We start from the raw sequence: 23,518 nt of genomic DNA on the forward strand, positions 1-23,518 counted from the left end.
CGTTGGCCGCGGAGCATCGTTGCACTGATATGCAGCGGCTTGCGCCCTGATGGTGCGAATCGCCATCGAAGCGACTCCAAAAACGCCGTTGACAGGCTGCGGCCAGCTTTCTAAAGTTTCGCCCATGCGCCGATTTAGTCAGCTACTTGCGGGGCGCCTGGAGCCGATGGCTTCGAAATACCGCTAAAGCGCTGGTTCCGGTGTCGCCTCCCACCGCTGCCCAGCGGAATCCTCGAGGCGGAAGTTGAAATCGATGAACGCAAAGCACGCCCAGTTGCGCCTGGCCCCGATCACCAGCGGCCTGCACCCCAGCAATCCGAAAGTCCTCCTCGGCGGTACTCACCAGCCATCTCTGTTGCGCTACCTCGAAGGTTGGCCGCGACGTCATCGCAAATCCCGCGCCCTGCTTATCCAGTTCGCCACGGCCGACGAGTCGCTGGCGCGTTTTGCCACCGACAGCTTCGATCTGGCGGTGATTCAGGCACCGACCGCTGAGCGCCTGGAGGAATGCGTGCGCGAGCTGACCCGGGTGGCGCGCCAAGGGCTGATTACCCGTCGCTGAGCGTCACGCGCCTTTTATCAGCAACACCACTAGCAGCAGGTTGAGCAGCAGCGAAAGCAGTGCCATGCCGCGCCATACCTTGAGCGGCTCACGTTCGAGCAGCGGGCGCGGCCGAAGGCTGGCGCTGCGCTGTTCGCCCTGTTCCAGTTCAAGCAGCCATTGCTCGGCGGTTTCGAAACGCTGTCGTGGATCGACCGCTAGCGCGCGGGCGAGACTTTCCTCCAGCCAGGTCGGCACGTCCGGGCGATAGCGGCTGGCCGGTGTCGGGTTGCCGAAGCGTGGATGCTGGAAGGCTTCGATCTCGCCGTATGGGTAGTGCCCGGTCAGCAGGTAATAGAGTGTCACGCCGGTCGCATAGAGATCCTGCGCTGCGCTGGGTTCGGCCCCTGTGAATGCCTCCGGGGCAATGAAACTCGGGGTTCCGGGCAGGTGATTGGGTAGATCGCGAGTCAGCCCGGGGCAGAACGCCAGGCCGAAATCCAGGATACGCAGCTCGCCGTCCTCACCCAGCAGCAGGTTTTCCGGCTTGATGTCACGATGCAGGATATTGCGCCGATGCAGCATGCCCACCGCGCGGATCAGCCGGGAGGCGACCTGCAGCAAATCGGCCAGTGGCAGCGGGCCGTCTCGTTCGAAGCGTTGCGCCAGGGTCGTCCCGCTGTACTCGCGCTGCACGTAATAGAGGTGTTGGCGTTCTGGCAGCGGATGCAGTTCGGCGAAGTTGCGCCCGGCAACCCGGCGCATGAACCATTCTTCCTGGAGCAACGCCGGTCCTGCGTCTGCCTCGTCCTGCCGGCTGGGTGGCAGCGTCTTCAGCAGCCAGGCCTGGCCCTGAGCATCCTGCACCCGGTAGATCAGCGACTGCCGCGACTCGTGCAGCAGTGCATTCACCTGCCAGCCCTCGAACAGCTGGCCGGGGCGCAGCTTCGGCGGCAACGGCCAATGATCGAGCTGGGCGAGGGCGTCGGCCAGCACCGCTTCGGGCAGGGCTTCGACGCGCAACAGCAAGGCACTGGCGTTGTCCTGACTGCCGCTCTGGTGCGCCAGATTGACCAGCGCCCGTGCCGCGGCGCCTAGGTCGGGTTGATCGTGCAGGATATGCGCGATGTCGCGTTCGGGGACGCAGGACCAGACGCCGTCGCTCAGCAGCAGGTAGCTTTCGCATTCTTGCAGCTCGCCGTCGAGGTAGTCCATCACCAGGTGCTGATCCAGTCCCAGCGCACGCTTGAGCACATGCTGCATGCCCGACTGCTCCCAGACATGGTCTTCGCTGAGTCGCTCGAGCTGGGAGCCGTTCCAGCGGTAGGCGCGGCAATCGCCAACATGCGCCAGGGTGAAGCGGCGACCGCGCAGCACCAGTGTGGTGAGGGTGGTCAACAGCGGCTGGTTGCCGCCGTTGGCCTGCAGCCAGCGGTTGTGCGCGACCAGCACGCGGTCGAGTGATTGCGCGACGGCCCAGGTCTCCGGCGTCGCGTAATAGTCGAAAGCCAGCGCCTGCAAGGTCGCTCGCGCAGCCAGGCCGCCATCGGCGCACTGGCTGACGCCATCGGCCAGCGCGAACAGATAGCCCTTGCCGGTTGCCAGCCCGGGCGCCGGGGTGACGATGCGTATCGCATCCTGGTTTTCCGGGCGCGGTCCGGCAGCGCTGGCCTCGCCATAGCTCAATCGCAGGGGCATGGTCGTTCTCGAATGACTGCGTACTGCAGCAGAGCAATATTCGCGCCCTGCAGGATCTGCGAGGGCATCACACCCGTGCCGCGGTTACCGCAGCAGAACCCCAGGTGGTGCGCCAGCGACGCTTGACGCCATAGAGACCGAACCAGGCGAGCACGCCGAGGCTGGCGAATAGCCATAGGCCGAACTGGTAGTCACCGGTCGATTGTTTGACTGCGCCAAGCCCGGCGGTGAGTAGAAAGCCGCCGATACCGCCGGCCATGCCGACCAGTCCGGTCATCACGCCGATCTCCTTGTTGAAGCGCTGCGGCACCAATTGGAACACCGCACCGTTGCCGGCACCCAAGCTGAGCATGGCGACCACGAACAGCGCCAACGCTGCAGTCGAACTGGCCAGATTGAACCCCACCACGGCGATACAGAAGGCGGCGACGGTGTACATCACCAGCAGTGCACGGATGCCGCCGATGCGGTCGGCAAGAGCGCCGCCAAGGGGCCGCAGCAGGCTGCCGGCGAAGACGCAGGCGGCGGTGTAGTAGCCGGCCTTGACCGGGTCGAAGGCGTACTGGTCGTGGAAATAGCCGGGCAGGGTGCTGGCCAGGCCGAGAAAGCCGCCAAAGGTCACGCTGTAGAAGAACATGAACCACCAGCTGTCGCGGTCGCCCAGCGCCTTCATGTAATCGGCCAGCGACTTCGGTGCTGGGCGGTTGGGGGCATTCTTCGCCACGCTGGCGAAGATGATCAGGGTGAGGACCAGCGGGATCAGCGCCAGGCCGAATACATTGTTCCAGCCGAAGATCGCCGCCAGCACCGGCGCGAACAGGGCCGCCAGCACAGTGCCGGAGTTACCGGCACCGGCGATGCCCATCGCCTTGCCCTGGTGCTCTGCCGGATACCACTGTGAGGCCAGCGGCAGCGCGACGGCAAAGGATGCGCCGGCCATGCCGAGGAACAGGCCGAGCAGCAGTGCCTGCTCGTAGCTGTGGATGCCATGCAGCCAGGCGACGAGCAGCGCGACGATGACGACGCTCTGGCCAAACAGCCCCGCGGTTTTCGGCGATGTGCGATCCGCCAGGATGCCCAGCGCGAGACGTAGTACGGCACCGGCGAGGATCGGCGTGGCGACCATGAAGGCGCGTTGCTGGGTGGTCAGGCCGAGATCGGCGGCGATCTGCACGCCCAGCGGGCCGAGGACGTACCAGACCATGAAGCTCAGGTCGAAGTAGAGGAAGGAGGCAAACAGGGTCGGCGCGTGGCCGGCTTTCCAGAAACTCGTGCTCATTGGATCGGCTCCAGGGCGTTCGTGACGCGGCGTTGGCCGCTAGGGCTGCTCAGACCGCCCCCTCGTCGAGGCGGAAAACAAAAAGGCGCCGCAGCACGCCTGCCGGAGCAGGTGTGGTGCGACGCCTTTGTCGTGATATTGCAGACCGCCGTTGGCCTGCCTGAAGCGGAACTAGCATCTAGCGTGCCAGCCTGCGGAGGCCGCCAATTCTGTGCGTTCGGCGTGGCTAAGCAGATGCCCCACGACGACAAAGCGCACAGATAGCGCGCAACCGCGCGCCAAATCAGGGCACGGCATCTCGTAAAACCCAAGGCGCGCTTGCTGTTAGTCTTGAGCGGCTTTTGCCAAGGAGCGAGCGATGCCCCTGATTGCGACCCTGACTCTTAATCCGGCGATGGACCTTTCCGTCAGCACTCCGCGAGTGATCAGTACCGAAAAGCTGCGGTGTTCGCTGCCGCGCCACGACCCGGGTGGCGGCGGGATCAACGTGGCGCGGGTGGTGAAGACGCTCGGGGGCAGGGCGATCGCCATCTATCCGGCTGGAGGGCCCTTTGGCGATCTCCTGCAACGTTCGCTGGACGAACTGGGTCTGGTGCATCGTCCGGTGTCCATTACTGGCGATACCCGCGAGAGCTTCACTGTCGATGAGCTGGGCTCAGGCCTGCAGTACCGTTTCGTGTTGCCCGGTCCGACGCTATCCGCGCAGGAACTTCAGCGTTGCCTCGACAGCCTCGCAGCGCTGCAGCCAACGCCGGCCTATGTGGTGCTGAGCGGCAGCTTTCCACCTGGCGTCGACCTGGGTTTCTACGACGAGCTGCTGGCATTGACGCGCGGTATCGGTGCGCGGCTGGTCGTCGATCTGTCCGGCGAGCCATTACGCCACGCCGCCCGGCAGGGCGGTGCATACCTGATGAAGCCGAGCCTCGACGAGCTGTCCAGCCTTGTGGGCTACCCCATCTCCAGCGAGGCCGAACAGGCGGCAGCGCTGCGCCGCCTGATCGCTCAGGGCTGCGCCGAAGTGGTCGTGTTGTCGCTGGGAGCCCAGGGTGCGCTGTACGCCTGTGGCGATGAGCTGCAGCGCCTGCCCTCGGCGGATGTCCCGGTGGTCAGCGCGGTGGGTGCGGGTGACAGCATGCTCGGCGCCATGGTGCTGGCGCTGGCCGAGGCGCGCTCGCTACAGGATGCGGTGTGCCGGGGCATTGCCGCGGGTGCCGCGACGGTGATGCGTCCGGGCACCGAGCTGTGTCATCGCGAGGATGTCCAGCGGTTGCTGCAATCTGTGGCTGACGCCCCTAGTCGATCCGGTTGACCCGCGGAAACTTGCCGGCGAACGCCTCGGGCATGGCGACGACGCGGCTTTGGGCATAGTCGTAGAAGACGAAACCGGATTTGGCCATGGCGATCAGTGTGCCGTCGGCAGGGCGGGTGATGCGGAAGATGATATCGCCGCCGTACTTGTTGAAATCCATCACGCCGACCTCGAACAGCAGCGCATCACGGGCATGGGCCTCGGCTTTGTAGGTCGTGGCAAGGTCGGTCACGATGATCCCGGCACCGTCCTGACGGGTCTCGGCAACCCCGTAGGCGAACAGGAAGCGCGCCCGCGCCTCGGAAATCATCGAGATCATCGAGTCGTTGGCCAGATGGTTGCCGGCGTTGATGTCGGTGATTCGCACGGTGAGCTGGGTGGAAAAGCAGTACTGGTCTTCCGGGAAATGCAGGGTAAGACGCGCCATGGGTCGCTCGGTAATCGGTCGAAGGTGCGCATTCTAGCGTTGTGTCATTCGCCCAGGTTAGATGCGGGCTCGTGGGAGCGGTCTTGACCGCGAATGAGCCGGCACCGGGCGGGCCCATTCGCGGCTGAGGTCGCTCCTACTGGAGGCCCTAGGTGGAGCGGCGCCTGCACGTAGCCATGCGTTGGCGGCTACGAATGGAGCGGAGGCAGACCCCGCAACCTCGATCCGTCAGCCCGCCCGATGCAAGCCACGCTGCGCTTGTACGCCACTGTGCTGCAGACGTTGCTGGATCAACTGCAGGCGCGCGTCGATGAAGGGAGTGACCAGGGCAAAACACTCGGGCGGGCTCAGCCTCGGTTGGGCTGCATGGATCACGCTGCGCTCCAGCTTGCCGACCAGCCGCTTCAGCTCCATATCGGTGTCTGTAACCATGCGCCGACAGAGTGCTTTCAGGCGCTTTTGCAACGCCGGCGTGCAGCCGCCCTGATTCGAGGCGACGACGCAGAGGCCGCGCAGGCGTGCCACGTCTTCCAGTTCGCGGCAGGCGCGAGCGGCTTCGGTGGGTTCGTTGCTCGATATCGGCGCCCGCTTCTCAAGCGCATCGATAAGGGTTTCGATCAGAGCGCAATGCCCGTCGAAATCGGCAGGGTTGTTGCGCAGAACCAGCCAGCCTTCGGTTATCGAATACGCATCGGGCAGGGCACTGCGCTGTTGCAGACGTTGCGTCAGGCTTGTCGCCAGCGCGCAGCGCAGCGCTACCGCAGTGGGTTCGCTCTGTACGCCCAGACCGCGATGCTGTTGCAGCAGGCGGAGAATCTCCAGATCTTCCTGAACTGCCAGCAGGCGCAACTGCGCTACGCGTCGGGAATGTTGTGCGCTGGCCATGCCGTTCAGATAGTGGCCCAGCATCAACAGTGCACAGGCGATCGCCAAGGTCGCGGTGATGGTCATTCTACAAATCCCTGAAGTGAGCGCGCGGCACTGCCGCGCGGGCAACAAAAAAGGCGTCCGGACCGGCATGTCGAAACATGCGGTGCAGGGACGCCTTCGTCTTTGCCGGACGCCCTCGTTGGCTCGGCCAACCCATCTAGCAAGCTGCTTGCCAGCCTGCCGCTTGCTGCAGGCTTTCGGCTGAACGCCGCGTCGTGGCGGATGGCGGCGTTGCAGCTGTCTTACGGTCCATGCCGAGGGACCGAGAGCACGCTCGCCGATGGTGCGTTTGGTCGAGCGGTTGCACTGCGGTCGGGCAGCTCACTGCCCAAGCAGCTCGTTCATGGCGATGATCTGCTCGGCGACCTGGATCAGCTTCTGCTGGCGACTCATCGCCTGGCGGCGCATCAGGGTGTAGGCCTCTTCCTCCTTGCAGTCGCGCATCTTCATCAGCATGCCCTTGGCCAGCTCGATGCGTTTGCGTTCCGCGAGTTGCTGCTCGCGGGCCTGCAATTGCGCACGGATCGCCTGGTCAGCCTCGAAACGCGCCATCGCCACATCGAGGATCGGCTTGAGTCGCTGGGCCTGAATGCCCTCGACGATATAGGCGCTGACCCCGGCGCGGATGGCCTGACGCATGGCATCCGGGTCACTGTCGTCGGTGAACATGACGATGGGCCGTGGTTGATCGCGGCTGACCAGCACCACTTGCTCCAGCACATCGCGGCCCGGTGAGTCGGTGTCGATCAGCACCACGTCCGGACGGATCGCCTCGACCCGCTCGGGCAGATCAATGGTCAGGCCGGATTCATCGATGACTTCGAAGCCGGCCTCGATCAGCGCGCTTCGCAGGCGCCCGATCTTGCGTGGGGTGTCGTCGATCAGCAGGATGCGCAACATGCCTGATCTCCTGCTCAAAGTGCAGCCACCATGGCCTGATCGGCCATGGCGTGCAGCGGGAAACTGCGGGCGTAGGCTGCCGGATCGCTGCCGTCCCAGGTCTTGCCATCCATCAGCGTGGCGCTGCGCAGGGGCGACTCCGGCACGGTGATGCCCAGCGCTCCGGCGGCCTGTCGGTACAGCTCGATCTGTTGCACCTGGCTTGCCACCAGCTGGTAGTCCGGGTCCTGGCGCAATAAACCCCAGCGCCGCAGCTGGGTCATGAACCAGAGGCCGTCGGACAGGTAGGGTATGTTCGCCGCGCCATCGGCAAAGGAGCGCAGCGGGTGTTGGTCATTCCAGGCGTTGCCCAGCCCATCCTGATACAAGCCGAGAAAGCGTGATTCGATGGCTGCCAGCGGCGCGTTGACATACTCGCTCCCGGCAATCAGCTGTGCGGTGCTGCGGCGGTTTTCCTGGCTCTGGTCGATGAAGCGACTCGCTTCGAGCACCGCCATCACCAGTGCGCGCGCGGTGTTGGGGTACTGCTCGACGAATGCGCGGGTGCAGCCGAGCACCTTTTCCGGATGATCCGGCCATATCGACTGGCTGGTTGCGAGGGTGAAGCCGACCCCCTCGGCGATCGCCTGCGCACCCCAGGGTTCGCCGGCGCAGAAACCGTCGATGCGCCCGGCCTGCAGGTACGCCACCATCTGCGATGGCGGCAGCACCAGCGTCCGCACATCCTGCAGCGGGTGGATACCATTGGCGGCCAGCCAATAATAGAGCCACAGCGCGTGGGTGCCGGTGGGGAAGGTATGCGCGAGAGTCAGGCGTGCACCGCTTTGGCGCACGCTGTTGCGCAATGCCTCGGGATCGGTCACGCCGGCAGCCTTGAGCGGGGTCGACAGGTTGATGCTCTGGCCGTTCTGCGCAAGCCCCATGAGCACCGCCATATCCACGGCGCGGCTGCCGCCGATTCCCAGGTGCACGGCATATATCAGTCCGTACAGGCCGTGCGCTGCGTCCAGTTCACCGCCGATCAGCTTGTCGCGCAGGCCCGACCACGAGTTCTGGCGGTGCAGGTTGAGCGTCAGGCCGAAGGGCTGGGCGAAGCCCTGGGTGGCGGCGACGATCAGCGAGGCGGCATCGGTAAGTGGCAGAAAGCCCAGGTTGAGCGAGCTCTTTTCCGGTGCATCGCTGCCGGCGACCCATGCCAGTGCATCGTGGCGGGGCGACGTGGAGGGTTCGGTCATGCTGTGGGCCTTTCGATTGCGAAGCGTGCGGCACAGGTAACCGTGCACGACGGATCAGGAGTGGTCTATGCCAAGCCTGAAGCAAGCGATATGCCAGCGAGAAAGTGGTGCGCCATGCGGTGCCCGTGCACCGCGTTGGTCAGGCGCGTCTGGTGTGAAGCGGTGTGGCGTTGCCGGTCAGCGTGGATACAGTGGTGGCAGGGCGCTGTGGTCCTGCTCGACACTCGGACTGGTCGCTGGAGGGAGCGTCTGGATTGCCTGCCACAGCGCCTCTCCCTGCCAACGCTGGCCGGCTTCGCTGTACAGCGCACCATTGAGTCCGTCCAGCGCATCGGACAGCGGCACGAAGCGCGCAGCCATGTCGGCCAGCGTCTCCGGCTGTTGCCGCGCCCAGGCATCCAGCGCCTGGCGAGTGGCCTGCGAGTCGTTGGCCTGGCAGGCGCGACGCAGGTCGTCGAGCAGGCTGCGTGGGGTCGGGCCAGGCTGCAGTGCGCGCTGCACTGCGGGTTGCCGCCGCGCGTGTAGCCACAGTCCGAAGCCGGCGAGGGTGGACAGGGCGAAGAGCAGGGTACTCAGCTGCCAGGGCCACAATAGCTGCTGCTCGGCAGGTAGTGGCGTTGCGGCCGGTTGCTCGGCGGGCGTCGGCGCGAGATTCGGATTATCGGCGACATTCAGGGTCCGTTCGTCCAGCGTGGTGCGTTCCAGCCGGTCTTCCACGGTGTTCCACCAGACCACTTCCACCGCGGGTAGCTGCAACGCGCCGCTGCGCGTGGGAATCAGCGCCTCGCGCTGCTCGCGGCTACCGACCAGACCCGCGCCACTGACTTCGTTGGCCAGGATCGGTTGATCCGGGTAGCGGCGCAGGTCGGGGCTCTGGGCAGAACCGATGGCGGGCAACTGGGTGCTGGTCAGGCCTTCGGCCTTGAGCAACAGGCTGCGGGTGAGCGATTCGCCGGTCTGTGCCTGATCGGGCTCCGGGCTCCAGGCCTCGACCAGGGTCAGGCTGCGTGCCGGCAGCCAGGGCGCCGCGGCGGGGTAGTCCGCCGGTTTGCGCTTGACCGTCAGCGGAATGCTTGGTGACCTGACCTGCGTCGAGCGGCCCGAACGCGAGCCGAACAGCGGGTTGCTGCCATTGGTCACGGTGGTGGCGCTGAACAGTTGGGCAGGGATGGTCAGCTCGCCGGACTTCTGCGGGAACAGCGCATAGCGCACTTCGATGACGCCGTGGCGAATGCCGTTGATGGTTTTCTCGTAGGTGCGTGGCTCACCGAGCCGTTCGACCAGGGCTTCCGGCATCTGCAGCGGCGAGAGGGTGCTGTCGTCGTACAGCGAAACCGAATGATAGATGCGCAGGGTAAGAATCACCTGGGCCTGAACGTAAACGTTTTCCTGATCGACGCTGGCATCGATGAAGATCGGCGCCAGCTGGTCGCTTTCGGTATTTTTCAGCGATTCCTGGACCATCAATGTGATCGGCTCGCTGCGCCAGTCGCCCAGTTGCAGCGGCGGGATGATCACGTAGCCGGTCTGCTTCGGCCGCAGGGTAATCAACCAGCGTGTGATCGCATAGGCTTCGCCGTTGCTGCTGGAAAGCTGGTTGACCTGACGGGTGTCGAACACCTCGAACAATGGCTCCAGCGGCTGCAGGTCGGGCTTGCCGAATACCGTGCTGCCCTGGCTTTCCAGGCTCAGCTCCAGGGTTTCGTCAATGCTCAGCTGGGTGCGGTCAACCCGGGCGAACAGGCCGGCGGCTGCGGCCTGACCAGCAAGGAGGCCGAGCAGAAGAAAAGCCATCAGGCGCATCATCGATTGGTTTCCTGGTGCTTGCGTTGTTCGTAGAGAAATTTCCTTCGCAGCAGCTCGCCGGGATCGTCCGGAATCTGCCGCAACCATTGCTCCATCGCCTGTTGCCGTTCCTGCTCGGGGAGCGCCTCGTGTTGCGCCTGGGCCGCGCTGCCATCCATTTCTTCGGTCTCGGGCGTGGCTTCGGTTGTCGATGTCTGCGAGGCGCCGCTGGCTTCGCTGGACGGCTCGCCCTGGGCATCCTCCGGCGAAGGGGAATGGGCAGAGCCCGCTTCCTGTGATTGCGGCTGCTCGGGTTGCGGCAGTGGTTCTTCGGTTTGCTCGTCCTGCTGATTCTGTTCCTGCTCGGGCTCGGGCTGTTCCTGCTGGCGGCGCAGCAGCTCTTCGATCAGCGCCTTGTTGCGCTGCGCCGCCTGTAGATCAGGCTGCAGGTCCAGCGCCTGGTCATAGGCTTCGATGGCGGCCTCGAAGGCTTCGCTACGAGCCAGGGCATTGCCACGGTTGTAGTGATCGGCGGCCGTGTTGCCTTCGGCGAACAGTTCTGCCGCGCCGGCATAGTCGCCGGCCTGATAGCGGGCGGTGGCCTGCCAGCGGCGATCGGTGAAGCGCTCGGCGGCCTCGGCCGGCCGCTCCGCGTCCAGCAGGCGTTGGCCCTGCTGATCGCGACGTAGCCAGAGGTCCTCTAGCTCGAAGGCATTGGCAGGCTGCGGCTGCAGCAGCAATAGCGGTAGGCAGAACAACCAGCCGCGGCGACCGGCGAGGGCGGCCAGCAAGAGCAGTGACAACAGCAGCCAGTGCCCCTGATCCAGCCAGGCTTCCAGCCGCGTGATTTCATCGTCCTGGCGCAACGTGCCAGTTTGATCGAGCAGACCGAGGGCCGTCAGGTCGTCGTCACCCAGCCGCGCGCGCTGATAGCGCCCTCCCAGCTCGTTGGCCAGGCGTCGCAGTCTGGCGTTGTCCAGGCGCGGGATGAGGATTGCGCCTTGGGCATCCTTGATGAAACTGCCGTCCTTGCCGGCGATTGGCGCGCCTTGTTCGGTGCCGACGCCGAGTATCAGCAGTTGCTCGTTTCTGCCCTCCATCAGCGTGACGATGGCGCTGCGCTCGTGCTCGTCCAGGCTGCTGCCGATCAGCAGCAAGCGCCCGCGCCCCAGGCCAGCCTGTTCGAGCAGGGCGAGGCCTTTGGCCACGGCAAGGTCCGCGCGCTGGCCCTGCTCGGGCATCAGCGTCGGGTGCAGGGCATCGAGCAGGTTGCGGGTGGTCGCCAGGTCATCGGATAGCGGCACCACGGTGTGGGCGCTGCCGGCGAATACCAAGACGGCGGTCTGTACGTCCTGTCGGCGCTCGAGCAGATCCAGCAGCTTGCGCTTGGCCTGTTCCAGGCGAGTGGGTGGTGCGTCGCTGGCGAGCATCGATGGCGTGAGTTCCAGAAGCACCACCAGGGGATCGCTGCGCTTGATGCTCGGCTGTTCGAAGCGTTGCCAGCTGGGCCCGAGCAATGCGATGACCGCCAGCAGCCAGGCCAGGCCCAGCACCAGCCAGGGCAGGCGACTGTGGCGCAGTCGGCCACGGGTCAGCAAGGCGGCATGAAAGGCTTCCGGCAGAAGACGCTGCCAGCGCCCGACCTGCAACTGCCGATGCCAGAGCCGCCACAGCAGCCAGATCAGTAGCGGCAGGATGAGCAGCCAGTATGGCCGCAACAGATGGGGTAGCAGTTCGTTCATCGGCGCTGCTCCCGTCGCCAGGCCAGGCGTTGCAACTGTGCACTCCACAGGCTGGCCGCGACCATCAGCAGGCTGATCAGCAAAGCCGCCGACAGCGGCCAGATGTACAGGGCCTCGGCCACACGGGCCTGGGCTGGTTGCTGCGCTGCCGGCTCGAGACGATCCAGCGTATCGCCGATCGCCTTCAGCTCTGCGCTCGACGAGGCGCGGAAATACTCACCGCCGGTTTGCTCGGAAATGGCGCGCAGAGTCGGCTCGTCGAGGTCCAGGCCAGGGTTGAAACCGAAGCGGCTGAGCACGCCACCTTCTCCCGGCACGGCGCCGATGCCGATGGTGTGGACCCGTACGCCTTCTTCGGCGGCCAGCGAGGCCGCCAGCAGTGGCTCGATTTCGCCACCGTTGTTGGCACCGTCGGTGATCAGTACCAGCACGCGACTGTTCGTCGGTCGCTCCCTGAGGCGTTTAACCGCTAGGCCGATGGCGTCCCCTATCGCAGTGTTGCTGCCGGCGATGCCAACCCGGGCTTCGTCCAGCCAGACTCGCACGGTGTGGCGATCGAAGGTCAGTGGCGCCTGCAGATAGGCCTTGCTGCCGAAGAGAATCAGGCCGACGCGATCGCCACGACGCTCCTCGATGAAGTCGCCGAGCAGTACCTTGACCAATTCCAGCCGCGTCAGCTCCTCGTCCTGCCACTGCATGTCGGGGTAATCCATCGAGCCGGAGACGTCCACTGCCAGCAGCAGATCGCGGCCGCTGGTGGGCAGCGGCAGTGGTTCACCCAGCCACTGGGGGCGTGCTGCGGCGAACAGCAGCAACAGCCAGATGGTCAGGTAGGGCAGTTGCTGGCGCCAGGCGGGCAGGGCGACACGCGCGCGCCGGCCGGACAGCTGCTGCAGTTCGTCGAGGAAGCTGACCTTCAGCGCGGCTTCGCCGCTATCGGCCGGCGGCAGCAGTGCGCGCAGCAGCCAGGGCAGCGGTAGCAGCAGGAAGACCCAGGGCCAGGCCAGTTCAAACATGCTTGCGGATCCAGATGTCAACGGCCTGTTCGAGCCCGTCGATGGCCTTGTCGTCGAGGCGGCACTCGGCCCGGTAGGCACCTTCGACGAGAATCATCCAGCGGGTCAGCCCGGCGGCAGGGCAGCGGTTGTCGAGAAAGGCCAGCCACGCGCGCCCACTGAGCGTGTGCGGGTGGTCGTTGGGGTAACGAATGCGGCAGAGCCGCTTGAGCAGCCCATTGAGTTGTTGCAGCCACTGGCTGGCCGGTTGCCCGCCGTAGGGTTTGCTCAAGCGCGAAAGCTCGATGAGCGCCTCCTGACGCTGCGGTTCCAGCGGTGGCTCCGGCTGCACACGGGGCTTGCGCCTGAGCAGCCGGTGACGAAGTCGCCAGAGCAAGCCAAGCGCCATCAGCAGCACCAGGCCGAGCAGCCACCAGCCCGGCGCTGGAGGCCACCAGCTGATCGGCTCGGGGCTGATCAGCGGAGCCAGTTGATCGAGCGGATTCATCGCCGTGCGCTCGGATGGCGGACGCTCAGGTGCTCACGCAACTGCTCGACCAGATCGTGCTGGGTATCCAGCGGCATCAGCGGCACCCGCAGGCGATCGGCCAGACGCTGCCAGCGGGCGCTGCGCGCCTCGCCCTGCTCGCGGTAGCGCTGACGCAGATCCGCATCCTGCGTATCCAGTTCAAGCCGCGCATTGCCTTCGCTGAAGCGCAGCAGGCCGGCCGCGGGCAGGGCGTGATCCAGTGGATCGAACAGCGGCAGCAACAGCAGGTCGACATGGCGCGCGAGCAGGCTGAGCTGCTGCTCGGCGGCATCGGTGAGGGTGCGCTCGTCGCAGAGAATCACCGACAGACTGCCCGGACGCAGCACTTCCCGTGCCCGGCGCAGGGCCATGCTGAAAGCGTCGGGGTCGATCGGGTTGTCTGGCTGCAGGCGATTGTTGGCGCGGGTGACGCGATCCAGCAGCTGCAGCAGGCTCTGCTTGCTGCGCCGCGGCTTGATTTCCTGACGCTCATCGCCGAACACCAGCCCGCCAACCCGATCATTGTGGCTGAGCGCCGCCCAGCCGATCAGGCTCGCCGCCTGCGCCGCCAGCACCGACTTGAACAGTCGGCCGCTGCCGAAGAACAATCGCGGGCTTTGCTCGACCACGATATAGATCGGCCGCTCGCGTTCTTCATGGAACAGCTTGGTGTGCGGCTCCTGGGTGCGTGCGGTGACGCGCCAGTCGATGGTGCGCACGTCGTCGCCGGGCTGATAGATGCGGACCTGGTCGAAGTCCACGCCACGCCCGCGCAGCTTGGAATGATGCAGCCCGACCAGCGGGCTGCGGCGATGCGGTGTGGAAAACAGCGGCACTTCACGGACGCGATGACGCATATCGATGAGTTCGGCCAGGCTCACACGGATACCGGAGCCCTGCTCGGTTGGCTGCCCGGCGGCGGAAGCCTGCGGTTGCATCAGGCCACCGCGACCACGTCGAGAACGCGCTGGATGACCCGGTCCTGATCAATGCCGGCGGCTTCTGCCTCGAAGGAGAGAATCAGGCGGTGACGCAGTACATCGAACAGCATCGCCTGTATGTCCTCGGGGCTGACGAAATCGCGTCCGGCCAGCCAGGCATGGGCGCGGGCGCAGCGGTCCAGCGAGATCGAACCCCGCGGACTCGCGCCATAGGCGATCCATTCGGCCAGTTCGGCATCGAACTTGGCCGGCGTGCGCGTGGCCATGACCAGTTGCACCAGGTATTCCTCCACCGCATCGGCCATGTACAGGCCGAGGATGTCCTTGCGCGCGGCGAAGATCGCCTGCTGGCTGACCCGATGTTCCGGCGCCGCCTCGCCATTGATCGCCTCGCCCCGGGCTTGCTGCAGGATGCGTCGTTCCACCGAGGCGTCGGGGAAGCCGATCTTCACGTGCAGCAGGAAGCGGTCGAGCTGTGCTTCGGGCAGGGGGTAGGTGCCTTCCTGCTCGATCGGGTTCTGTGTCGCCATCACCAGGAACAGCGGCGGCAGATCGTAAGTGCTGCGGCCGACGCTGACCTGGCGCTCGGCCATGGCTTCGAGCAGCGCCGATTGCACCTTGGCCGGTGCCCGGTTGATTTCGTCCGCGAGCACCAGGTTGTGGAAGATCGGCCCCTGCTGGAAGACGAAGCTGCCGGTCTCCGGGCGATAGATTTCGGTACCGGTGATGTCGGCGGGCAGTAGGTCGGGGGTGAACTGGATTCGATGGAACTCCGCCTCCAGGCCTTCGGCGAGTTCCTTGATGGCGCGGGTCTTGGCCAGGCCCGGCGCCCCTTCGACGAGCATGTGCCCGTCGGCGAGCAAGGCGATCAGCAGGCGTTCGATCAGCCGTTCCTGCCCCAGGATCTGGGTGGACAGGAACTGTCGCAGCGCGATTATCGATTCACGGTGATCCATCGTTTCGAGTCTTCCAGGTGGGCGGCAAATCGGCTGGCGCGGCGGGCAGAGACGCCGGCTGCTATTGGCTGCTACAGACAGTCGCAGGCGACTGCAGGAGAAGCGCCACTTTACTGCATTAACCCTCGACTAGACTAACCTTGAACCTTCGTCCTGTGCCGTCAGTCACTACCGACGTCTCTTTCCCCAGCAAGCCAAGCGGAGCCATACATGGCGTTCTTTTCAGCGGCCAGCAAGGCCGACTTTCAGCAGCAATTGCAGACAGCGTTAGCGCAACACGTAGACCCGAAAATCCTGCCGCAACTGAGCCTGTTCGCCGAACAGTTCTTCGGCATCGTCGCGCTGCCCGAACTCACCGAACGGCGCATGAGCGATCTGGTCGGCTCGACACTGGCCAGCTGGCGCCTGCTGGAGCGCTTCGATCCCGCCAAACCCGAGGTGCAGGTATTCAACCCCGACTTCGAGAAGCACGGCTGGCAATCGACCCACAGCGTGGTCGAGGTGCTGCATCCGGACATGCCGTTTCTGGTCGATTCGGTGCGCATGGAGCTGACGCGCCGCGGCTACAGCATCCATACCCTGCAAACCAGCGTGCTGCAGGTGCGTCGCGGGGCCGACGGCAGCTTGTTGGAGCTGCTGCCCAAGGACGAGCGTGCCGCTGACAGCCACGCCGAATCGTTGATCTTCGTCGAGATCGATCGCTGCGCCAGCCCGACGGCCCTGCGCGAGCTCGAGCAGTCACTGCTGGGTGTGCTGGCTGATGTGCGTCAGGTGGTGGGTGACTTTGCGGCGATGAAGGGCAAGGCGGTCGAGCTGCAAGGGCGTCTGGAGCAGGTCAACCTGAGCATCGACGGCGACGAGCTGGAAGAGATCCGCGACTTCATGCGGTGGCTGGCGGACGACCATTTCACCTTCCTCGGCTACGAAGAGTTCTCCGTGCAGGAACAGGCCGATGGCGGGCGCATCGTCTATGACGAAAGCTCGCTGCTGGGTCTGTCGCGCAGCATGCGCACCGGGCTTTCCGAGGAGGAGCAATCGCTCACCGGCCAATCGGTCAGCTACCTGCGTGAGCGGCTGCTGCTGTCGTTCGCCAAGGCGGCCATGCCCAGCCGCGTGCACCGTCCGGCTTACCCTGACTTCGTCTCGGTGCGTGAATTCGATGACGAGGGGCGGGTGGTTCGCGAATGCCGCTTCCTCGGCCTGTTCACCTCGTCGGTCTACACCCAGAGCGTGCGACGCATCCCGTTCATCCGCAGCAAGGTCGAGACGGTCGTGCAGCGCGCCAATTTCGGTAGCTCCGCGCATCTGGCCAAGGAGCTGGTGCAGGTTCTCGAGGTGCTGCCGCGTGACGAGCTGTTCCAGGCGCCAATCGACGAGCTGTTCGAAAACGCCATCGCCATCGTGCAGATCCAGGAACGCAATCGGCTGCGGCTGTTCCTGCGTTTCGACCCCTATCGGCGTTTCTGCTACTGCCTGGTGTACGTGCCGCGTGACAGTTACTCCACCGAGACACGGCTGAAAATCCAGCAGGTGCTGCAGGAGCGGCTCGAAGCCAGCGACTGCGAGTTCTCCACCTATTTCTCCGAATCGGTGCTGACGCGCGTGCAGTTCATCCTGCGTCTGGACCCCAGCCGCGCGCTACAGGTGGATACGGTGCGTCTGGAGCAGGAAGTGCTGCAGGCATGCCGTACCTGGCAGGACGATTACCAGAGCCTAGTGGTCGAGCGCTTCGGCGAGGCCAGGGGCACCCATCTGCTCAGCGAGTTTCCGAAAGGTTTCCCGGCCGGCTACCGCGAGCGCTTCTCGCCGCAATCGGCCACCGTCGACATGCAGCATGTGCTCGACCTCAGCGAGGAACGCCCGCTGGTGATGAGCTTCTATCAGCCGATCACGGCTGAAGAGAACCGCCTGCACTGCAAGCTCTACCACCTGAATACACCGCTGCCGCTGTCGGACATCCTGCCGATCATGGAGAACCTGGGGCTGCGGGTGCTCGGCGAGTTTCCGTTCCGGTTGCGCGACCGCAGCGGCCGCGAGTATTGGATACACGACTTCGCCTTCACTTATGCCGAAGGTTTGGAAATCGACCTGCTGGAGATCAACGAGGCGCTGCAGGATGCGTTCATCCATATCTACGGCGGCTTTGCCGAGAACGATGGATTCAACCGTCTGGTGCTGACCGCCGGGTTGGCCTGGCGGGAAGTGGCGCTGCTGCGCGCCTATGCGCGCTATCTCAAGCAGATTCGCATGGGCTTCGACCTTGGCTATATCGCCAGCGCGCTGCTCAACCACACGGATATCGCCCGCGAGCTGGTGCGGCTGTTCAAGATGCGCTTCTACCTGGCGCGCAAGCTCGGTGACGAGGATCTGGCAGACAAGCAGCAACGGCTGGAACAGGCGATTCTCACAGCGCTTGATGAGGTGGCGGTACTCAACGAGGACCGGATTCTGCGGCGCTATCTGGCGCTGATTCAGGCCACCCTGCGAACCAACTTCTATCAGCCGGATGCCAACGGAAAACCCAAGTCGTATTTCAGCTTCAAGCTCGATCCGCGCTCGATTCCGGAGATGCCGCGCCCGGCACCGATGTACGAGATCTTCGTCTATTCGCCACGGGTCGAGGGCGTGCACCTGCGCGGCGGCAAGGTGGCGCGTGGCGGGTTGCGCTGGTCCGACCGTGAAGAGGACTACCGCACCGAAGTGCTCGGCCTGGTCAAGGCGCAGCAGGTGAAGAATGCGGTGATCGTTCCCGGCGGCGCGAAAGGCGGGTTCGTGCCGCGTCGTCTGCCTACCAGTGGCACGCGGGATGATATTCAGGCCGAAGCGATCGCCTGCTATCGCATTTTCATTAGTGGCCTGCTCGACATCACCGATAACCTGCATGAAGGTCAGGTCGTTTCGCCCGCCAATGTACTGCGCTATGACGGTGACGATCCCTATCTGGTGGTCGCTGCGGACAAGGGCACCGCGAGCTTTTCGGACATCGCCAACGGCATCGCCGCCGAATACGACTTCTGGCTCGGCGACGCCTTTGCCTCGGGCGGCTCGGCAGGCTACGACCACAAGAAGATGGGCATCACCGCGCGCGGCGCCTGGGTTTCGGTCCAGCGGCACTTCCGTGAGCGCGGCATCAACGTGCAGACCGACGTGATCAGCGTCATCGGAATCGGCGATATGGCTGGCGATGTGTTCGGCAACGGTCTGCTGATGTCCGAAACCCTGCAGCTGGTGGCCGCGTTCAACCATCTGCATATTTTCATCGACCCCAATCCCGATCCTGCGCGCAGTTTCATCGAGCGCAAGCGCCTGTTCGACCTGCCGCGCTCGTCATGGACCGATTACGACGTGTCGCTGATCTCGGAAGGCGGTGGCATCTTCCCGCGTTCGGCCAAGCGAGTCGCGATCACGCCACAGATGAAAGAGCGCTTCGCCATCGAGGCGGATCAGCTGACCCCAGCCGAGCTGATCCACGCGCTGCTCAAGGCACCGGTGGACCTGCTATGGAATGGCGGTATCGGTACCTATGTGAAGAGCGGCGGCGAAAGCCACGCCGAAGTCGGCGACAAGGCCAACGATGCGGTGCGGGTCAATGGTGCCGATCTGCGCGCCAAAGTGGTGGGCGAGGGCGGCAACCTCGGCATGACCCAGCTGGGACGCGTCGAGTACGCGCTGCATGGCGGATCGAGCAATACCGACTTCATCGACAATGCCGGCGGCGTCGATTGCTCGGATCATGAAGTGAACATCAAGATCCTGCTCAATGAGGTGGTCAGCGCCGGTGACATGACCGCCAAGCAGCGCGATCAACTGCTGTTCGAAATGACCGACGCGGTGGCCGAGCTGGTGCTGCAGAACAACTACAAGCAGACCCAGGCGCTGTCCCAGGCGCAGCATCGCTCGCGGGAGCGGGCCGCCGAGTATGTTCGGTTGATCAATGCGCTGGAGGCGGCGGGGCAGCTCGACCGCGCGCTCGAGTTCCTGCCCAGCGATGACGCCCTGACCGAGCGCGCCAGCATCGGCAAGGGGCTGACCCGGCCGGAGCTGTCGGTTCTGATTTCCTACAGCAAGATCGAACTGAAGAAAGCGCTGCTGGATTCGCGCGTGCCGGACGACGACTACCTCGCCCGCGAAATGGAAAGTGCCTTCCCGCAGCAACTGAGCGAGCGTTTCCACGATGCCATGCTGCAACATCGCCTCAAGCGCGAAATCGTTGCTACCCAGATTGCCAACGATCTGGTCAACAACATGGGCATCACTTTCGTTCAGCGCCTGAATGAGGCGACGGGCATGAGTGCGGCGAATGTCGCCGGAGCCTACGTGATCGTGCGCGACATCTTCCATCTGCCTCACTGGTTCCGGCAGATCGAGGCGCTGGATCACAAGGTACCGGCGGAGCTGCAGTTGGCCTTGATGGATGAGCTGATGCGCCTGGGCCGACGCGCGACGCGCTGGTTCCTGCGCAATCGTCGTAGCGAGCTGGATGCCGCACGCGACGTCGCGCACTTTGGCCCGCGGGTCGCTGCCCTTGGTCTGAAGCTCGATGAACTGCTGCAAGGCTCGACGCGTGACCGCTGGCAGGAGCGCTATAAGCGTTACACCGAAGCCGGGGTGCCGGAGCTGCTGGCGCGCATGGTGGCCGGTACCAGCCATCTGTACACGCTGTTGCCGATTCTGGAGGCCGCTGACGAAACTGGCCAGGTGCCTGCGCAGGTGGCGGCAACCTACTTCGCCGTCGGTGGTGCGCTGGAGCTTCCCTGGTATCTGCATCTGCTCACCAACCTGCCGGTTGCCAACAACTGGCAGGCCCTGGCGCGTGAAAGCTTCCGCGACGACCTCGACTCACAGCAGCGCAGCATCACGGTATCGGTGCTGCAGATGGAGAACGGTCCGGAGGCGATCAGCGAGCGGGTCGACGCCTGGTTGTCTCAACGACCAGTGTTAATGGAGCGCTGGCGCTCGATGCTGTCCGAGCTGCGCGGCGCCAGCGGCACCGACTACGCCATCTATGCAGTCGCCAGCCGCGAGCTGCAGGGGCTGGCGCAGTCGGTAGGGCATGGCTGACGAGGCCTTGCGGCTTCCTCTGTGGACGATCCGTCCGCGGCAGAGGCCGCGCCATTAATGCGGCGCAACTGAAAAACGCACTGCCCTCGGGCGGTGCGTTTTTTTTTTAGCGGATGGGTGTTTGCTGCGCAGGGAGTCCGTGGCGGTAAACGCTCAGTCCTGCGCAGGCAGTCCGACCTTGAAGCGAGTGATCTGCGGCAGATCGCGCAGGTAGCGAATCAGGTCGGGTGCGCCTGCCAGCTTCAGCCCCTCGCCAATGGCATTGGCTGTGGGGTCACGCTTCTCCAGCAACAGCAACTCGGAATTGCTGGCATCGCGCAGTAGTGTCAAGCGGGCATAGGGAACCTGGCTGTCGAGCAGCATGGCCATGAATTCACGATCGCTCCAGGCCTGAGCAGGCATCGTCACGGCGTGGTAGTCAGCGTCCAGCGCGTGAACACCGGAGCGGTCGAGGCGGTAATCGGTGACCTCCGCCGGCAGCATGACTTCCAGGCCGCGCAAGCGCGCGTAGGCCACGGCGCAGGCAAAGGCTTCCAGATGGTGTTCGCCGGCCCAATAAAGCCGCTCCCCGAGCCAGCTGGCCTGGCGAACATCGATCGCTGCCCCCTTGTCGAAGCCGGGCAAGGCGGTACCGAGTGCTCGAAGAAAATCCTTGTAGCTGATGATTCGTACCTGTCGACAACCCGCCGTGCTGGAAAAGGCTTCGAAGGTCGGGTAACTCGGTTCATTTTTGCGCTGCCCGCCGAAGCCGTCGATCTGCCGCAGGTCGAGCCGTGACCGGGTGCAATCCTTGCTGATCAAGCGGGTCAGCGCAGCATGGGCACGGGCCTTGTCTTCCTGCACCGGACCGGAGAGCGCACCACGTGGCAGCTCCAGCAAGCGTTGCAGGCAGGGGCCATCGTTCCAGAAAATGCTGGGCTCAGGCTCGGGTAGGCGGGAAAAGGGCAGCTGCAGGCTGCTGGCGCGATCCTGAATGGGAAGCGAAGCCTTGGAGCGCAGCCCGAGGCGTTGCGCAAGTCGTGCGATTTGAGAAGTCAGTGAAGGCATTGGCTCGGGCAGGCTCATCATGATGCTTGAGCTCTCAGGGCTACGGCCGAAGTGTGGCAGACCTGTGTCATTTGCGCACGGGCTTTGCGCCACCCGTAGCGCTGGCCTGCGTCACAGCCTTGGGCAAAGATCGCGTGTCGATGTGGCAATATCGCTGAATAGATCACTGAGGAGCCTCCATGCCAAATCTGGTACTGGATATCGCGCTGTCCGCCGAACGAATGAAGGCGGTCTACCAGGGCCATGCGAATCGAGTCCTGATTCGAAGTCGCGACGGCACGCGAGTCAGCTTGCCGGCGCATCATCTGCGCCCGTTTCTGACCCACGAAGGGATATATGGTTCCTTCGAGCTCGAATTCGCTGAGCAGGGACAATTGCTGCGTTTGCGGCGTCTGCAATGAACCCGTCGGTCGGTGCGCTCGACCGGCCTATTTCCTCACTGGCGGCAGCGGCTGAAGCCCTCTCGGGCTGCTATACTCCGCGTCCACATTTACCGAGACCTTAGGCTGCGTATGTATAACCTGGCCCGCCAGCTATTGTTCAAGTTATCTCCGGAAACTTCCCATGAACTTTCCCTCGAGCTGATTGGCGCCGGTGGCCGTCTCGGGCTCAATGCAATGCTCGGCAAAGCGCCAGCAAGTCTTCCTGTTCAGGTGATGGGGCTCGATTTCCCCAATCCGGTCGGCCTGGCAGCAGGGTTGGACAAGAACGGCGAAGCCATTCGCGGAATGTCGCAGCTGGGCTTCGGTTTCATCGAAGTGGGAACCGTGACGCCGCGCCCGCAGCCAGGCAACCCCAAGCCACGGATATTTCGCCTGCCCGAGGCCGAGGCGATCATCAATCGCATGGGTTTCAATAACCATGGTGTAGATGCGCTGCTGGCTCGGGTAGAGGCCGCCAGGTTCAAGGGCATCCTCGGTATCAACATCGGCAAGAATTTCGATACGCCTGTCGAGCGCGCCGAGGAGGACTACCTGCTCTGCCTGGACAAGGTCTATCACCACGCAAGCTACGTCACCGTCAATGTCAGTTCGCCTAACACGCCTGGCTTGCGCAGCCTGCAGTTCGGCGACTTGCTCAAGCATTTGCTCGATGCGTTGCGACTGCGCCGTGAGGATCTGGAGATCATGCATGGCAAGCGCGTGCCGCTTGCGATCAAGATCGCTCCGGACATGACCGACGAAGAAACCGCTCTGGTGGGCGAGGCGGTATTTCAGGCCGGGATGGACGCGATCATCGCCACCAACACTACCCTTGGCCGAGAAGGCGTTGCCGGCTTGGCTCATGCTGACGAAGCTGGTGGCCTGTCTGGTGCGCCCGTTCGGGAGAAGAGCACGCATACGGTCAGGGTGCTGGCACAGACGCTAGGCGGACGGCTGCCGATCATTGCTGTGGGCGGCATCACCGAGGGCAGGCACGCGGCAGAGAAGATCGAGGCGGGTGCCAGCCTGGTTCAGTTGTATTCAGGTTTCATCTACAAGGGACCGGCATTGATCCGCGAGGCGGTGGATGCCATCGCGGCGCTGCGTTCAAAAGCGCATTGATGATTGCCCGGAAGGGGCTCCTGTTGGGAGCCCCTGGGCTTCTCGCCCGCCGCCCGGGTGGGGCGCGCTATCAAGTCGGGTGGATCGGTGAATTAGCCGACCGCGTGAAGTTCGTTGAGTCTATGCAGACCGGCCGTGCCGGTCAGACCATCCCAGTTGTCGCCGCGACCCTCCCGCCAGCCGTTAATCCAGGCTTGGCGAACATTGGGATGGGAAAAAGGACAGAGGTCGCGAGATTTGCCATGTATGCCGTGCTGATAACCGCGTAGAAATGCTCGTTCCATCGGATCACGCTTGAGTCTTCTCATTGGGTATTGCCCTCAGTGGTTGACTGGTGTTCCTGTGGCCTCATGGCGAGGCCGGGCAGATAGACTGCCAATGAAGCGCGCTGCCGGCGTGGCGCGCTTCGCCGGCACCATTGCGATGTCGGCCTGAGGTGAGTTCTAACGCAATGCTGAAGACGCTGGAATGATCGTTTTGTCATAAGTAGGTAACGAATCTATGGTTCTACCCATAAGCCTGAAAGGGCAAGGGATGCGAAGTGCACTGCTTGGCCACTTCTGCATGATTGCAACCATGATGTTTGTAACCTCTTTCTA

19 protein-coding genes are annotated in these 23,518 nt (G+C 64.2%); 5 read left to right on the top strand and 14 right to left on the bottom strand.

The window, feature by feature from the left end:
- The first annotated feature begins 253 nt into the window (after window positions 1–253).
- A complete protein-coding gene (locus CW305_RS06090) occupies window positions 254–562 on the top strand; it encodes a hypothetical protein (RefSeq protein ID WP_023445169.1) in 309 nt (102 codons plus the stop codon).
- A 3-nt stretch (window positions 563–565) separates the two neighbouring features.
- On the opposite strand, the gene CW305_RS06095 is transcribed toward CW305_RS06090, so the two are convergent.
- Both CW305_RS06095 and CW305_RS06100 read right to left on the bottom strand, forming a co-directional pair.
- Entirely contained in the window at window positions 566–2,239 is a 1,674-nt protein-coding gene (locus CW305_RS06095) for a bifunctional protein-serine/threonine kinase/phosphatase (RefSeq protein WP_104097349.1), read from the bottom strand.
- Window positions 2,240–2,306: 67 nt separating this feature from the next.
- A complete protein-coding gene (locus CW305_RS06100) occupies window positions 2,307–3,518 on the bottom strand; it encodes a NarK family nitrate/nitrite MFS transporter (protein WP_104097350.1) in 1,212 nt (403 codons plus the stop codon).
- A 358-nt stretch (window positions 3,519–3,876) separates the two neighbouring features.
- On the opposite strand from CW305_RS06100, the gene CW305_RS06105 reads away from it, so the two are divergent.
- On the top strand, window positions 3,877–4,827 hold the full coding sequence (locus tag CW305_RS06105; protein WP_104097351.1) for a 1-phosphofructokinase family hexose kinase: 951 nt from the start codon (window positions 3,877–3,879) through the stop codon (window positions 4,825–4,827).
- Here CW305_RS06105 and CW305_RS06110 read toward each other — a convergent pair.
- The 10 genes from CW305_RS06110 to CW305_RS06155 all read right to left on the bottom strand — a co-directional run bounded on the left by CW305_RS06110 (window position 4,811) and on the right by CW305_RS06155 (window position 15,267).
- Complete coding sequence (locus CW305_RS06110; protein ID WP_003280718.1) at window positions 4,811–5,254, bottom strand: thioesterase family protein; 444 nt, start codon at window positions 5,252–5,254, stop codon at window positions 4,811–4,813. The two genes, CW305_RS06105 and CW305_RS06110, sit on opposite strands and share 17 nt — an antisense overlap.
- Before the next feature lie 228 nt (window positions 5,255–5,482).
- The gene (locus CW305_RS06115) at window positions 5,483–6,205 is read right to left on the bottom strand and encodes a hypothetical protein (RefSeq protein ID WP_104097352.1); all 723 of its coding nucleotides are present in this window, start codon (window positions 6,203–6,205) and stop codon (window positions 5,483–5,485) included.
- 300 nt (window positions 6,206–6,505) lie between these two features.
- A complete protein-coding gene (locus tag CW305_RS06120; protein ID WP_104097353.1) occupies window positions 6,506–7,084 on the bottom strand; it encodes an ANTAR domain-containing response regulator in 579 nt (192 codons plus the stop codon).
- Window positions 7,085–7,098: 14 nt separating this feature from the next.
- Window positions 7,099–8,319 carry a CmpA/NrtA family ABC transporter substrate-binding protein gene (locus CW305_RS06125; protein WP_104097354.1) on the bottom strand — a complete coding sequence of 407 codons (1,221 nt, stop codon included), beginning with the start codon at window positions 8,317–8,319 and terminating at the stop codon, window positions 7,099–7,101.
- 177 nt (window positions 8,320–8,496) lie between these two features.
- Window positions 8,497–10,125, bottom strand: a complete 1,629-nt coding sequence (locus CW305_RS06130) for a BatD family protein (protein WP_104097355.1) — start codon at window positions 10,123–10,125, stop codon at window positions 8,497–8,499.
- Window positions 10,122–11,846 (bottom strand): VWA domain-containing protein, encoded by a 1,725-nt coding sequence (locus CW305_RS06135; protein WP_104097356.1) that lies wholly within the window; start codon window positions 11,844–11,846, stop codon window positions 10,122–10,124. Before CW305_RS06135 ends, CW305_RS06130 begins: the two co-directional genes overlap by 4 nt.
- Window positions 11,843–12,862: a vWA domain-containing protein gene (locus CW305_RS06140; protein WP_104097357.1), complete on the bottom strand. Its 1,020-nt coding sequence runs from the start codon at window positions 12,860–12,862 to the stop codon at window positions 11,843–11,845. The genes CW305_RS06135 and CW305_RS06140 overlap by 4 nt, the downstream gene beginning before the upstream one ends.
- Window positions 12,855–13,349 (bottom strand): DUF4381 domain-containing protein, encoded by a 495-nt coding sequence (locus CW305_RS06145; RefSeq protein WP_104097358.1) that lies wholly within the window; start codon window positions 13,347–13,349, stop codon window positions 12,855–12,857. The genes CW305_RS06140 and CW305_RS06145 overlap by 8 nt, the downstream gene beginning before the upstream one ends.
- Window positions 13,346–14,308 (bottom strand): DUF58 domain-containing protein, encoded by a 963-nt coding sequence (locus tag CW305_RS06150; protein ID WP_042925063.1) that lies wholly within the window; start codon window positions 14,306–14,308, stop codon window positions 13,346–13,348. The genes CW305_RS06145 and CW305_RS06150 overlap by 4 nt, the downstream gene beginning before the upstream one ends.
- The gene (locus CW305_RS06155) at window positions 14,308–15,267 is read right to left on the bottom strand and encodes an AAA family ATPase (protein WP_104097359.1); all 960 of its coding nucleotides are present in this window, start codon (window positions 15,265–15,267) and stop codon (window positions 14,308–14,310) included. The genes CW305_RS06150 and CW305_RS06155 overlap by 1 nt, the downstream gene beginning before the upstream one ends.
- 210 nt (window positions 15,268–15,477) lie before the next feature.
- On the opposite strand from CW305_RS06155, the gene CW305_RS06160 reads away from it, so the two are divergent.
- A complete protein-coding gene (locus tag CW305_RS06160; RefSeq protein ID WP_104097360.1) occupies window positions 15,478–20,328 on the top strand; it encodes an NAD-glutamate dehydrogenase in 4,851 nt (1,616 codons plus the stop codon).
- A gap of 153 nt (window positions 20,329–20,481) precedes the next feature.
- Here the strand turns inward: CW305_RS06160 and CW305_RS06165 are convergent, their stop codons facing one another.
- Window positions 20,482–21,396 carry a DUF6685 family protein gene (locus tag CW305_RS06165; RefSeq protein WP_041754446.1) on the bottom strand — a complete coding sequence of 305 codons (915 nt, stop codon included), beginning with the start codon at window positions 21,394–21,396 and terminating at the stop codon, window positions 20,482–20,484.
- Between the two features lie 158 nt (window positions 21,397–21,554).
- Between CW305_RS06165 and CW305_RS06170 the strand changes: the two genes are divergently transcribed.
- Window positions 21,555–21,776 (top strand): DUF2835 domain-containing protein, encoded by a 222-nt coding sequence (locus CW305_RS06170; RefSeq protein ID WP_003298332.1) that lies wholly within the window; start codon window positions 21,555–21,557, stop codon window positions 21,774–21,776.
- A 111-nt stretch (window positions 21,777–21,887) separates the two neighbouring features.
- Window positions 21,888–22,919 carry a quinone-dependent dihydroorotate dehydrogenase gene (locus tag CW305_RS06175; RefSeq protein WP_104097361.1) on the top strand — a complete coding sequence of 344 codons (1,032 nt, stop codon included), beginning with the start codon at window positions 21,888–21,890 and terminating at the stop codon, window positions 22,917–22,919.
- 92 nt (window positions 22,920–23,011) lie between these two features.
- Here CW305_RS06175 and rmf read toward each other — a convergent pair whose 3' ends face one another.
- Complete coding sequence (gene rmf, locus CW305_RS06180; protein WP_003280740.1) at window positions 23,012–23,227, bottom strand: ribosome modulation factor; 216 nt, start codon at window positions 23,225–23,227, stop codon at window positions 23,012–23,014.
- Window positions 23,228–23,518 lie beyond the last annotated feature (291 nt).

The sequence above is a fragment of the Stutzerimonas kunmingensis genome (assembly GCF_002929225.1).
Taxonomy (GTDB): Bacteria; Pseudomonadota; Gammaproteobacteria; order Pseudomonadales; family Pseudomonadaceae; genus Stutzerimonas.

Coding starts and splice junctions, on each gene's coding strand:
- CW305_RS06135 (WP_104097356.1), bottom strand. CDS start 11,846: ATGAACGAACTGCTACCCCATCTGTTGCGGCCATACTGGCTGCTCATC.
- CW305_RS06170 (WP_003298332.1), top strand. CDS start 21,555: ATGCCAAATCTGGTACTGGATATCGCGCTGTCCGCCGAACGAATGAAG.
- CW305_RS06130 (WP_104097355.1), bottom strand. CDS start 10,125: ATGATGCGCCTGATGGCTTTTCTTCTGCTCGGCCTCCTTGCTGGTCAG.
- CW305_RS06120 (WP_104097353.1), bottom strand. CDS start 7,084: ATGTTGCGCATCCTGCTGATCGACGACACCCCACGCAAGATCGGGCGC.
- CW305_RS06110 (WP_003280718.1), bottom strand. CDS start 5,254: ATGGCGCGTCTTACCCTGCATTTCCCGGAAGACCAGTACTGCTTTTCC.
- CW305_RS06105 (WP_104097351.1), top strand. CDS start 3,877: ATGCCCCTGATTGCGACCCTGACTCTTAATCCGGCGATGGACCTTTCC.
- CW305_RS06095 (WP_104097349.1), bottom strand. CDS start 2,239: ATGCCCCTGCGATTGAGCTATGGCGAGGCCAGCGCTGCCGGACCGCGC.
- rmf (WP_003280740.1), bottom strand. CDS start 23,227: ATGAGAAGACTCAAGCGTGATCCGATGGAACGAGCATTTCTACGCGGT.
- CW305_RS06125 (WP_104097354.1), bottom strand. CDS start 8,319: ATGACCGAACCCTCCACGTCGCCCCGCCACGATGCACTGGCATGGGTC.
- CW305_RS06165 (WP_041754446.1), bottom strand. CDS start 21,396: ATGATGAGCCTGCCCGAGCCAATGCCTTCACTGACTTCTCAAATCGCA.
- CW305_RS06155 (WP_104097359.1), bottom strand. CDS start 15,267: ATGGATCACCGTGAATCGATAATCGCGCTGCGACAGTTCCTGTCCACC.
- CW305_RS06150 (WP_042925063.1), bottom strand. CDS start 14,308: ATGCAACCGCAGGCTTCCGCCGCCGGGCAGCCAACCGAGCAGGGCTCC.
- CW305_RS06090 (WP_023445169.1), top strand. CDS start 254: ATGAACGCAAAGCACGCCCAGTTGCGCCTGGCCCCGATCACCAGCGGC.
- CW305_RS06160 (WP_104097360.1), top strand. CDS start 15,478: ATGGCGTTCTTTTCAGCGGCCAGCAAGGCCGACTTTCAGCAGCAATTG.
- CW305_RS06175 (WP_104097361.1), top strand. CDS start 21,888: ATGTATAACCTGGCCCGCCAGCTATTGTTCAAGTTATCTCCGGAAACT.
- CW305_RS06115 (WP_104097352.1), bottom strand. CDS start 6,205: ATGACCATCACCGCGACCTTGGCGATCGCCTGTGCACTGTTGATGCTG.
- CW305_RS06140 (WP_104097357.1), bottom strand. CDS start 12,862: ATGTTTGAACTGGCCTGGCCCTGGGTCTTCCTGCTGCTACCGCTGCCC.
- CW305_RS06100 (WP_104097350.1), bottom strand. CDS start 3,518: ATGAGCACGAGTTTCTGGAAAGCCGGCCACGCGCCGACCCTGTTTGCC.
- CW305_RS06145 (WP_104097358.1), bottom strand. CDS start 13,349: ATGAATCCGCTCGATCAACTGGCTCCGCTGATCAGCCCCGAGCCGATC.